This is a genomic window from Atopostipes suicloacalis DSM 15692, from assembly GCF_900129085.1.
GTDB classification, from domain to species: domain Bacteria; phylum Bacillota; class Bacilli; order Lactobacillales; family Carnobacteriaceae_A; genus Atopostipes; species Atopostipes suicloacalis.
On sequence record NZ_FQUF01000031.1, the window covers coordinates 19,174 to 27,695 of the forward strand.

The 8,522-nt window shown below is 31.9% G+C and carries 8 protein-coding genes; 6 read left to right on the plus strand and 2 right to left on the minus strand.

Annotated elements, in window-relative coordinates; all coding sequences use genetic code 11:
- Positions 1-414 precede the first annotated feature (414 nt).
- The 5 genes from BUB96_RS08835 to BUB96_RS08850 all read left to right on the plus strand — a co-directional run bounded on the left by BUB96_RS08835 (position 415) and on the right by BUB96_RS08850 (position 6,597).
- A complete protein-coding gene (locus BUB96_RS08835; protein ID WP_073298489.1) occupies positions 415-1,104 on the plus strand; it encodes a polyphosphate polymerase domain-containing protein in 690 nt (229 codons plus the stop codon).
- Positions 1,098-1,337: a hypothetical protein gene (locus BUB96_RS10180; RefSeq protein ID WP_084137075.1), complete on the plus strand. Its 240-nt coding sequence runs from the start codon at positions 1,098-1,100 to the stop codon at positions 1,335-1,337. Before BUB96_RS08835 ends, BUB96_RS10180 begins: the two co-directional genes overlap by 7 nt.
- A gap of 120 nt (positions 1,338-1,457) precedes the next feature.
- Positions 1,458-1,757: a hypothetical protein gene (locus BUB96_RS10185; protein ID WP_084137078.1), complete on the plus strand. Its 300-nt coding sequence runs from the start codon at positions 1,458-1,460 to the stop codon at positions 1,755-1,757.
- 21 nt (positions 1,758-1,778) lie between these two features.
- Entirely contained in the window at positions 1,779-4,514 is a 2,736-nt protein-coding gene (locus tag BUB96_RS08845; RefSeq protein ID WP_073298490.1) for a CotH kinase family protein, read from the plus strand.
- Positions 4,515-4,746: 232 nt separating this feature from the next.
- Positions 4,747-6,597 carry an alkaline phosphatase family protein gene (locus BUB96_RS08850; protein ID WP_073298491.1) on the plus strand — a complete coding sequence of 617 codons (1,851 nt, stop codon included), beginning with the start codon at positions 4,747-4,749 and terminating at the stop codon, positions 6,595-6,597.
- 67 nt (positions 6,598-6,664) lie between these two features.
- On the opposite strand, the gene BUB96_RS08855 is transcribed toward BUB96_RS08850, so the two are convergent.
- Together BUB96_RS08855 and BUB96_RS08860 are read right to left on the minus strand one after the other, a co-directional pair.
- Positions 6,665-7,321 (minus strand): DsbA family protein, encoded by a 657-nt coding sequence (locus tag BUB96_RS08855; protein WP_073298492.1) that lies wholly within the window; start codon positions 7,319-7,321, stop codon positions 6,665-6,667.
- 123 nt (positions 7,322-7,444) lie between these two features.
- Positions 7,445-8,047, minus strand: a complete 603-nt coding sequence (locus BUB96_RS08860) for a CYTH domain-containing protein (RefSeq protein ID WP_073298493.1) — start codon at positions 8,045-8,047, stop codon at positions 7,445-7,447.
- 249 nt (positions 8,048-8,296) lie between these two features.
- Between BUB96_RS08860 and BUB96_RS08865 the strand changes: the two genes are divergently transcribed.
- On the plus strand, positions 8,297-8,522 hold a 226-nt coding region (locus tag BUB96_RS08865; RefSeq protein WP_143274309.1), incomplete at its 3' end, for a helix-turn-helix domain-containing protein.

An 8,522-nucleotide genomic window follows, 5' to 3' on the forward strand; every position in this document is an offset into this window, starting at 1 on the left:
TGACGTCCAGAATGGGGAGAGGCTGGACACGAAAAGCCCGTTTCGCGTCTGAGAAATGCTGAAAAGTGAGCGCTTGGACGTGAACTTCCACCTATGTGTCCAAGATAGGGGAGTCTTGGACGCCAATGTTAGCTTTCGCGTCCAAGCCGTCTGTCCCTTATAAAATTAAGTCCTAACTTCTTCACAATTTCTTGTAACATTCTTTACATAATATTTACGAAAAACCTAGATTTATTCTAATTATGGGCTATAATGTTTAATTGGAAGCATTATATTTTATTGATTACTTAACAATTAAGCGAGTAGAGAAAAGAAAATATAACGGACAAAGAAATTATTCGTTCTGTAATTTCTTTTTTAGCCTGTAAAAAGGTCTTCAGCAAATAAATAAAAGAGCATAGAGGAGGTGCTACAGTGTATAGAAATGAACAAAAATTTTTAGTCGATGAATCTACCCTGCAAATTATGCAAAGAAAATTAAACCCAATTCTTTTTCATGACAGTCATCAAAAAGATGATTCTTATAGGATTCGCAGTATGTATTTTGATACGTATGAACGAAAATCTTATCGTGAAAATGATGCAGGGGTCGAGGAAAGAAAGAAATATCGAATTCGTGTTTATGACGATCCGAAAGCGTTCATTCGATTAGAAATCAAACACAAATTAAAAGATAGAAATTTTAAAGAAAGTTGCACACTTTCTATAGAAAAATATAATGAGATTATAAATAGAACGCTACGTTTCAATCCCAAGGATCCGAGGCCCCTTAGAATGCTATATCTAGATATGCAGATGCATTTATTAAGACCGAGTGTGATTGTCGAATATGAACGAAGTGCGTTTGTTTATGATACGGGAAATATTCGGATTACGTTTGATCGAAATATTTCATACTCCCATCAATTCGATTTGTTTTTAGAAGATGAGATTCCTAAAACCCCTTTGTTACCTGCAAATCAACACGTATTTGAGGTCAAATATGATGGGATTCTACCAGAATTCATCGCTCAAACCATCGAAACTGGTCAATTAGAAAGAACTACATTTTCAAAATTTTACTTTAGTCACTTACAAACAGAAGGAGAAGGATTTGCTTGGTAACAGATATTGTCGATTTTTTAACTAGAAGTGCTGGAATGTCATATAGAAGGATGTTATTTGCTTTATTATTCGCAACCTTAATGAGTCTTTATATCTTTTTCGTTTATCGAATGATTTCGAAAGAGTCTTTTTATTCAAAAAGTTTTAATATAACCTTACCTGTCATCACGATTTTAACTGCCGCTATTGTGGTAGCGATGCAGGCGAACTTAGTCGTGTCATTAGGGAGGTAGGTGCTTTATCGATTGTTCGATTCCGTACCGCTTTAAAGGACCCGATGGATTTAGCCTTTACTTTTTGGGCGATTACGACGGGAATTATCTCGGGGGACAGAAATCTATGGTCTGGCCATTATGACGGCGGTAATTGTAACGATTGCCTTATTTACATTAGATCAACTAGAGTTGAAAGAAGCGCCAAGATTACTTGTCGTCAATGGTGAAAACCAAGAATTTGAACCTGAATTAAATGAACTCTTAGATGAAAATGGCATTTACTATACTATAAAATCTAGAAACCTCAATAAAGGTAGTTTAGATGTCATTTATGAAATCCAAACAGACGATGGAGAGGGCTTAGTGAGAGAAATTGGCTCATTAAATTCCATATTTAATGTCTCCATATTAGATCATGATGGATCCTTACGATATTAAGCCAATGGAACAGGAGGAATTATGAAAAAAAACTATACATTATTTAATATCATGAGTTTATTACTTATACTTTTATCTATTTTCCTTCTTGTAGGGTCTTTTCGACCGACTAATTCTGCCGTTGACTTTGAAGATCCAGGTTTAGAACAAGCGGTTCGCGATGCAATTGATCAAGAAGAAGGAACCCTTGAACCTAAAGACGTTGAAATGTTGCAGGTGCTTGACGCAACAGGATATGGGATAGAAAGCTTGGAAGGAATTGAAGCTTTACCTGAGTTAAAAGATTTGAATTTAGAAGATAATTTTGTCAAAAGCGTCGAACCACTCAAAAATTTAACCAAACTTGAAACTTTAAGCCTGCGAAACAATGAAATAACGGATCTAGATGAAATTGATTTTGAAGATATTCTATTTTTAAATATTCGAGACCTCAGTCTTCGCCACAACGTAAAACGCGATGAAGAAGGCAAAGGAACAAGATTATCAGATGTTTCTATGCTGGGACAGATGGTTTCTTTAAGAAAGTTAGAGTTAAGAGATAACCATATTGAAGAATTAGAACCACTTTCTAATCTACGAAGACTTACTGAATTAGACCTTAGAGAAAATAAATTTACAGATATTGAACCACTTGAAACCCTAACCCGATTAAAAAAGTTAAATCTAAGAGACAACAAAATAGAATCCTTAGAACCGATTAAATATCTAAGCCGATTAACCTATTTGAATATTCATTCAGATTCAGAAATTACTTCGTTAGAACCCATTAGTGAACTAGTCAATTTAGAAACACTAATTATGCGCGATGTCCCCATTGATGATAACGGTGAATTTTTAAAGAAACTAACCAAACTTCAAAGGTTTAATGCCATTGACACAGGGTTTGAAAGTATTGATCCTAATATCATTGTAAGATTACGGCAAAAAGGTGCCCTTCAAGGAGAAGTTCGACCTAAAAGAATGCTTTACACTTTAGAAGCCCCTGAGTTATCTAAAGAATCTGGATTTTATGATAAAGAGTTTGAATTAGAAATAGCAGAAAACTCAGAAGAGAATACCATTTATTATACCTTGGATGGTTCAGAGCCAACTTTGAATTCTCCAGTTTATGAAGAACCGATCCAAATAGAAACAAAAGATGACAACACAATGACCGTTGTACGTGCAAAAGCACTCTCAGAAAATAATACCATGAGCGAGACAATCACAAAGTCTTATTTTGTGAATGAAAATATGGATGAACGCTTCGATTTACCCGTATTTTCTCTAGTCACCGACCCAGACAATTTATTCGATGAAGAAATTGGAATTTATACTGATGAAAATGCTACAAATCGCGGAAGTGACTGGGAACGACCGGTACACTTAGATTTCTTTGAAACAGGTGGGAACCTAGCACTGGAACAAGAATTAGGTGTGAGAATTCATGGGGGTGCAAGTAGAGGATATGTCCAAAAATCTTTAAGATTATACGCAAAAAGTGAATACGATACGGAAAATTATATGGCTTATGATTTCTTTAATGGGCTAGAAAAGATGAATGGTGAAGGAACTCTAACAGAATTTAAGCGACTGTTATTAAGAAACTCCGGAAATGATTGGAGTCAGACGATGTTTAATGATGGACTGATGCAATCATTAGTAGAGCCTTTTGGCACCGTGGATACGCAAGCTTATCGACCAGCGATTGTCTTCTTGAATGGTGAGTACTATGGAGTTCAAAATATTCGAGAAAGATTTGATGAATACTATCTTAAGACACACTATAATATTGATAAAAATGATTTAGCGATTTTAGAGTACGACGGCTCGTTATATAGAGGCGGAAATTCGGATACGTACCATTATCGAAATATGATTAAATATATTCAAGAAAATGGACTTGAAAAAGAGAAGAATTTTAAATATATCCAAACCTTAATGGATACAGAAAATTTTAGAGATTATTTTGCAGCAGAAATATTTTTTGGAAACAGAGATTGGCCACATAACAACATTAAATTTTGGCGGAAGACTACTGATAATTATGAAAAAGATGCTCCTTATGGTCAAGATGGACGTTGGCGTTGGCTTTTATTTGATACGGATCATGGTTTTTATTATTCAGATGAACCCTTTGGCGCAAAACCATACCCTATAAATCATTTGCACAACACGATAGATTATGTAATGGATGAATATGATGGGCGTACTGGTACACAAACTTGGCCAAATTTCCTTTTTCGATCACTAATGAGTAATCAAGAATTTAAAAATGATTTTTTAAATCGAATGAATGATTTAATGAACAGTTATTTTTCAGAAAAAGTAACTAGCCAGAAAATTGATGAAATGTCTCAAGATTTGGAAAATGAAATACCACATCAAATTGATCGGTGGGGAGCTATTGAGTCTGTAGATGAATGGAAAATGTTTATAGATAATAAATATACTTTCTCTAAAGAACGGCCAAAAACATTACGAGGATTCATTATGGATGAATTCGACATTGATAATACAATTACTGTGAGTATAGAAAATGAAAATGATATGGGTTATGTTCGATTAAATACGATTGATATTAATTCTGAACTACCAGGAAATACGACTACAACTACTTGGTCTGGAACGTACTTTAAAGATATTCCAATCACCGTAGAAGCCGTCGCAAAAGAAGGCTACGAATTTTCTCATTGGGAAGGAATCGATGCTCAAGAACAAAGTACTGAGATAGTTCCATCTAATGATTTAAATATACGAGCAGTCTTTACTCAGTAAAGAAGTTAAATAAATCTAAAATGCTCCTCAAAGGCTAGAAATTACGCTAACTTTTGAGGAGCATATTATTTTATTTTCTTAAGCAATCTATTCAAAAAACTTTACATTAATGGTAAATTGGAAATTTTTTATGTTAATCGTTTTATCATTAAATATAAAATTTATTTACAATCTTTGTGTAGTACTATACAATTAAGGCTAAACAGTTACATTAAAAGATAAGGAGATTCTCTTGAAAAAAATTAATAATTACAAAAAAATCTTTATTTGGTTAGTTATTGGAATTGTTAGTTCTTTATTATCACATTTTATAATTGATTTTTTATTTTATAACTATAATTTTGAAGTAGCACGTAGAGTAATGCTTGAGACTCGGACAGAAGTATTCTTATTAGGGGCAGGTATTTTATTTGTATTTTATATTTTATTGTCTTCATTATTTGGTAGTTCTTTTCTTGGAGGGACAATACTTATTACCCTTGCAGGAATTATTGGAACAATAACAAGATATAAAAACCTACTCAGAGCAGAACCATTATTTCCTAATGAATTTTATATGATAAGAGAATTACCTTCTTTAATGGCGATGATAGGAATTAAAAAAGCATTTTTTCTAATACTAATTTTCGTAACGCTATTAATTTTCTTGTTTGTATTTTATAAATATATAGTAAAACAAAGTAAGAATTCATCCATTCCAAAAAAAGAAATTATTCTCCGAATCCTTGGAGGAATAGGATCTCTTTATTTAATATTTTATATCGGAAGATTTAATTATCCTGATAATAAAGTAAAAGCAATGTATAACAATCATGTTCACTGGGTAGACTATAATCAGAGCAAAAACTATTCGGATAATGGTTTTGTAGCAGGTTTTTTATCTAACTTGAAAGCTCCACCTATGAATATGCCAGAAAATTATTCTAAAAGTGCAATAGAAGATATTTACGAAAAATATTTTGAAATTTCTCAACAGACAAATAAAAGTAAAAGTGGTAGTGATTTAGACACAAATATTTTATTTGTAATGAATGAAAGCTTTTCAGATCCTTTTAATTTAGTAGGAATAGATAGCGATAAAGATCCACTTATAAATTATAGAGAGATAATTAAAAATACTTTAACTGGAAATATTTTAGCACCAAACTTTGGTGGTGGTACTGCTACAAATGAATTTGAAGTATTAACTGGTTTTCTTATGGAACCTTTTGCTTCTCAAATTACATCACCCTATATACAACTAACAACACAAATGATAAATTTTCCATCTGTGGCTAAGAGATTGAAATCTTTAAACTATAAGACAACAGCGGTTCATCCATACATTTCTACTTTTTATAGAAGAAATGATGTGTATAAAAACCTGGGATTTGATGAATTTCTTCATCAAGATAACATGAAATATACAGATAAAGTTTCAGAGACGCATCGATATATTTCTGATCAATCAGCTTATCGAGAAATATTTGATGTGATAGAAAACTCTACTAATCCTGATTTTATTCATTTAGTTACTATGCAAAATCATACAAGCTATCAAGAAAAATATGATGAGGTAGATTTTGAAGTAGAAGGTAGTGGTAATCCAGAAGAAGCCAATGCTTACTTCCAAGATTTAGAGAATAGTGATAGAGCTTTAAAATCATTCATTAAACAAATTGATAATTTTAAAGAACCCATTTTATTAATATTTTGGGGAGATCATTTGCCTGGATTTTATGGAGGGGATGTACTAAAAAACAATGAAGAAAAAACGCTATATGAAACTCCGTTTTTTGTTTATAGTAATGAAACTGATTTAGATAGTGAAATAAACCTAATTAGTCCAGCTTATTTAAGTAACTATATAACAGATATTCTTGATATTAAGATTACACCCTATGAGGCACTACTAAAAGAATTACAGGGACAGTTACCAGTAGTCGATAAAAGGATGTATCTCGAAAAAGATAGTACAACATTATTATATTCGAGAGATGAGCTAAATGCTGAAGCGACGCAAATTTTAAAAGATTATTCACTATTAATGTACGATATCACAACTGGAAATCAGTATTCACAAGATCTTAATTTTTTTAATTAAAAAGAAACACGCTCCATTTTCCTAATTGAGAAAACGGAGCGTGTTTTGTAAATTATAGTAATTTACATCATTTTAACTTCAATACATTCTTTTCTAACTTACTTTCCTTCGACACTTCGTCATCATCGGCTTTTGGTTTAAGTGAATTATCAATTCCGCATAAAGAATGCAGAATCTCTTTTTCAATTTCTTTATTTAATCGGATAGCTTCCTCTTCATCATCATCTTTAAAAATGATACATGAAGGGGTGCTTTTCACTTTCATTTCTGCGGCAATGTTTAAGTTCTTTTTATAGATTTTCTCGGTCAATTCGGATTCGTAATCTTCGGTAAACATTTCTACATCTAAGCCAATATTTTTAACAATACTGTACATCAATTCATCTGTATAAGGAAGGCCTTCCTCGACAACTTGCTCTTGTAGAACTTCTAAAAACTTATGTGCCATCTTTTTTCCTTGCATAGCACTCGCATGAAAAGCTAAGCAAGCTTGATAGGTATTGTTAGAAAATTGATTGTTTTGATCGACGATGGAAGAATCCAATGATACACTTTGTCGACGTGTGTGGCGGTAAACTTTACTGAAATTTACCATAGGAATCACACGAACTTTAATTCTTTCTGGACGTTCTGTTTTAAATTTACTAATGATTTTCCTCGCGTTGTTGCATCGTTTTCCTAGCGGGTCAACGAAAAGAAAAATCTCGATCAATTGACTGCTCATTATCAACACACCTACATAATTATGATTTAAATACACATTGTATTTATAATTTAAGCCTAACAGAAATTTTTTTATAATAGAATCAAATTGCATCTTATAGCTAAAACACTGAAATAAAAGTACCTACTGATTTTTTTCCGCACGTTGAATTTTAGGACTTGCTTTTCGAATAGGGACCCCGTACGTTCTTAAAATCGATTCAAAAAATTTTCTTCCTTCATCTTCATCATTACTTTCAACTTCCAGTTCATAGTGAATGACACCATTTTGAAAAGTAGTCTCATCTAATACGATTAAGTGATTCTTAACCGATTTTTCAAAACGCTTTGTCTGATATGAATTAAATAGATAAAAAGTGGAATCTTTAATTTTTTGATCTAAAAATGAAAAATCATTATCTGGAGAATTAAAAGAGGATAATACAATTTGTTTATTATTTATGATTTCTGAAGCTTTATTATTACTCAAATGGAGATTATTTTCCATTAAAAAACCTTGATAAGGTACTTTTAAAGTCATTTCATTAGTTGAATCTGTGATTCTAACCCGTAAAGCGGAATTTTGTTTCTTCAAATCTTTATTTGAAGTATCAAAATAATAATTTGCTTGATAGATTGCTTTTTTACTTCTTAGGTTAGAATTATCTGGAAATTCTTTATCCAAAAGTCCTAGATATTCATCTTTTGTCAACAAGTTTTTAAACTCAATCTCAAAATTTTGTTCCACTAAAATCCCCTCAGACTATTTAATAAATATAGAATACTTCAAATTAGAGATAAAAGCAAAGGGAAACGTTTATAGATATTTATTAGAAATAAACGTTACATTCCTTAAAACATTAGAAAATAAAACCGATATTATTATATAGTTAGGAAAATAGGGTGTATTGTAAACTGAAGTGCACCAGTTAGAAACAAAAAAAGACATGAAGATTTGTTATACTTTAGTCACTACACAAAAGTAAGGAGAATCTTCATGTCCAAATTAAATTCTAACACAAAAAAGATCAAGACTTATACACATTTGAACGAAACTGAAAGAGAAGATATAGAGAGATGGCTGAAAGAAGAAAAAAGCAAGTCGGAGATTGCTCGTTTATTAGATAGAGACAGATCAACCGTTACCCGTGAAATTAATAGAGGAACAACCACTCAAATTAAAACGATTAATGGTTATCAAAAAGAAGTAAAAGAATATATAG